The following is a 2,999-nucleotide window of genomic DNA, read 5'->3' on the forward strand; positions in this document are numbered from 1 at the left end:
GCCCCATCAAGCGTTCGGTTAAGCCGCTGACGTTCATCAGGTTGCCAGCGAAGATAAATAACGGAATCGCCATCAAGGAGAAAACATTGATACCACCAAAGAATTGCTGGGGCAGCATGCGTGGAATCATTGAGGGGTCGACAAACAGAAAGCCGACTATCGCGGTGGTCAGCAGGGCGATAAACAGGGGCAGTCCAAGCAAAACGTGGCCCAGGAAAACAACCAGCATAGTGACAATCATAGGTCGTCCTCGATGGTCTTGAGTGGCGCAGGGCCATAAAGGAGCACATGCCAAGCCAGCAGCAAAAAACCAATCGGTAGCGAAAGCAGTGGCACCGTACGGCTAATGCCGAGCCCAGAAGTGGTAAACATACTGACCGACAGCGCATATCGATAGCTAACCCATGCCCCGCCCGCCGCAATGAACAGAGTGAGTAGCCATTGGTACACGTTTAGCAGCCGAGCGAAGGGGGCGGGCAGTCGTTTCTCTAACAGGCCAACGCGCATATGTCCTCCTTCAGACCAGACAGCGCCAGCTGCAAGCATCACGGTGGCGATGATCAAGAAACGTGATAGCTCATCTGTCCAGATAGGCGCGCCACCAGCGATGTAGCGTGCAAACACCCCAAACAGAATAGCCGCAACATTGAGCGATAAAAGTGCGCCCGCCAGGGTTAAGGTAACAGGGCGGCTGATCGCTAAAAGACGGGATCGAAGCGTATTAAACATGGCAGCCTTTCATGAAGCACAGAAATGTTAAGCACGAGAACATTGAGTTGTGGAAATAGGGGCCAGCATGATGCCAGCCCCTGTTGTTTCCATCATTGCAATGGTGACAACGGTGTTAACAGCCGTTAGTCGAGCAGTTCGCTCATGCCTGCATCTTCCAACGCCATATCGATCCAGCGCTGCTCGATATCACGCTCAGCAAGCCACTCAAGGTAGGCAGGCTGGCCGATTTCGCGGAAAGCGGCTAGCTCTTCTTCAGAGGGGCGAATGACTTCCATGCCTTGCTCTTCCAGATAGGCGATACGTGATTCTACTTGCTCCTGATTATGCTCACGGGCATTGTGATTAGCTTCGGAGACGGCCTCCATAAAAGCGCTACGAAGCTCATCATCCCAACCTGCGATCATGTCGCTGTTGCCTACCAGGAATTGGTCGGAGTACTGGATATTGGCAAGGGTCAGATAGTCCTGCACTTCGTAGAGACTGCCTAAGATGATATACATCGGCGGGTTCATTTGGCCGTTAGCCACCCCGGTGCGCAGTGCCATATAGGTCTCTGTCCAGGGGATGGGAGTGCCGGAGGCGCCGAAGGCTTCATAAAGAGCGACCTGGCTAGGATCCATGGCGCGGAAGCGGAGTCCTTCGAAGTCGTCAGGGTGGCTGATCGGCCTTTCGTTATTGGTGAACGCCAAAAAGCCGCCCTCTTCCACAACGGCTAGCATATCGATACCGGCACGCTCCTGCAGCGCGTTGCTGACTTCCTGCCAATACTCACCCTCATCGAAGAAAGTGTGGGCTGCAGAAAAATCGTCGAACAGAAACGGAATAGCGCTAACGAAGATTTCATCCACAAGAGGTGAGACACCCGCAAATGACGCCACATTGAGCATGGGCGTATTCATGGTTTGTTCCATGCGCTCCTCTTCTTCGCCGAGCATGCTATTTGGATAGAGCGTAAGCTGGATCTCACCGTCAGTTTTTTCGTCTACCAGCGCTTTAAGGTTCTCTGCAAAAACGTGGACAGCGTTCTTTTCCGGGTCTGGGGCTCCGTTGTAACTTAGATTAATCGTAGTCGCTGCAAGCGCGTTCCCTGCCATCAACGCAGAGCCTACTAGGCACGCGGTTATAAGCTGTTTAGGTGCAAAGTAGGGGGGCAGTTTTGCTGGGTACATAGTCAGTCTCCTGGTTTATTGTCGTGAGCTACGGGCGCTGTGGGCGCGTTATTGGATTTATAAGGAGTGCCTACTAGAAGACTATGTATTGAGGTGTTGACTATGCAATACCTAAACTGTGGCTTTTATTGCAACAGTCGTGGTGCATCGGCGGAGAAAAAGCGCATGCCTCTGTGCAAATGATTGATGCAAGTAATTGAAGCTATTGGGAGTTCCTGTCCTTTCAGGCTAACAATTTGCGCCCGCGTACCGTTCATTATTGGGTACTGCATGGGGAGTGTGAAAATCTCACCGCGCTTAATCTCATCCGCTACGGTGAGTTCAGGCATAAACGTAACGCCGATGCCTGAGCGGACGAAATTCTTTAACACCGCAACAGAGTTTGTATGCAGGCGTGCTTCAAGGTGAATGCGCTCCTGATGAGCCACCATATTGACCATTTGCCGCATACCGAAAGGATTGTCCATTAACGCCAGGGGCCACTCCTTTAAGTCATGCAGCGTAACCGGGCGATTAAGATCACTTAGTGGGTGGTTGGGGGGAACAATGACATCGAGCGGCTGGCGCGTTTCCACATGGCAGAAAAGTTGCGGGTCTACCGGCGGTGCATAAAGCAGCGCTATATCCACCTCGCGATCTTGGAGTAACGACATCGCTTCATTGACACCCGCCATGCGGATTTCAACTTTGATGCCGTCAAACGCTGACATAAAAGTGCCTAACGGGGCGGCGATTAAGTCAGCAATAAACCCTTCTCCCACGGCAATGCGAACTTGCCCTTTCGCGAGACTTTGAAGTGCCATTAGCTGGGAAAGCACCGCTTCTTCTGAAGCCCGCTGAGCATGAAAATGGTGCACTAGTAGCTGGCCCGCGGCGGTGGCGCGCATCCCTCTTCCGTGCCGCTCGCATAGCTGGGTACCCAGCTCTTCTTCTAGTGCTTTTAGTTGGCGGCTAACGGCAGAAGCATCGACATTCAGGTGGGCAGCGGCGCGCCTGAGCGAGCCGCGCCGAATCACTTCATTGAGGTAAGTTAATGCACGCTGGTTAAGCATAAAACACGCCTATGTTGGGGTGTTTAATATCTTACCCGAAGCCTGC

General features: G+C 52.7%; 4 protein-coding genes. All 4 read right to left on the reverse strand.

Going from position 1 to position 2,999, the window contains the following annotated elements; all coding sequences use genetic code 11:
- Window positions 1-241: TRAP transporter large permease subunit (locus tag AC0UA9_RS17125; RefSeq protein ID WP_475661913.1), on the reverse strand; the 241-nt coding region annotated here is incomplete at its 3' end.
- Entirely contained in the window at window positions 238-729 is a 492-nt protein-coding gene (locus AC0UA9_RS17130) for a TRAP transporter small permease (RefSeq protein WP_146944381.1), read from the reverse strand. The genes AC0UA9_RS17130 and AC0UA9_RS17125, both read right to left, overlap by 4 nt.
- Before the next feature lie 125 nt (window positions 730-854).
- A complete protein-coding gene (gene dctP / locus AC0UA9_RS17135) occupies window positions 855-1,901 on the reverse strand; it encodes a TRAP transporter substrate-binding protein DctP (RefSeq protein WP_475661915.1) in 1,047 nt (348 codons plus the stop codon).
- Window positions 1,902-2,026: 125 nt separating this feature from the next.
- Window positions 2,027-2,953, reverse strand: coding sequence for a LysR family transcriptional regulator (locus tag AC0UA9_RS17140; RefSeq protein ID WP_125752009.1), 927 nt, complete (start codon window positions 2,951-2,953; stop codon window positions 2,027-2,029).
- Window positions 2,954-2,999 lie beyond the last annotated feature (46 nt).

This window comes from Colwellia sp. F1 (assembly GCF_056238625.1).

Excerpts from the sequence above, each read along its gene's own strand:
- AC0UA9_RS17130 (WP_146944381.1), bottom strand. The coding sequence starts at position 729 with ATGTTTAATACGCTTCGATCCCGTCTTTTAGCGATCAGCCGCCCTGTT.
- dctP (WP_475661915.1), bottom strand. The coding sequence starts at position 1,901 with ATGTACCCAGCAAAACTGCCCCCCTACTTTGCACCTAAACAGCTTATA.
- AC0UA9_RS17140 (WP_125752009.1), bottom strand. The coding sequence starts at position 2,953 with ATGCTTAACCAGCGTGCATTAACTTACCTCAATGAAGTGATTCGGCGC.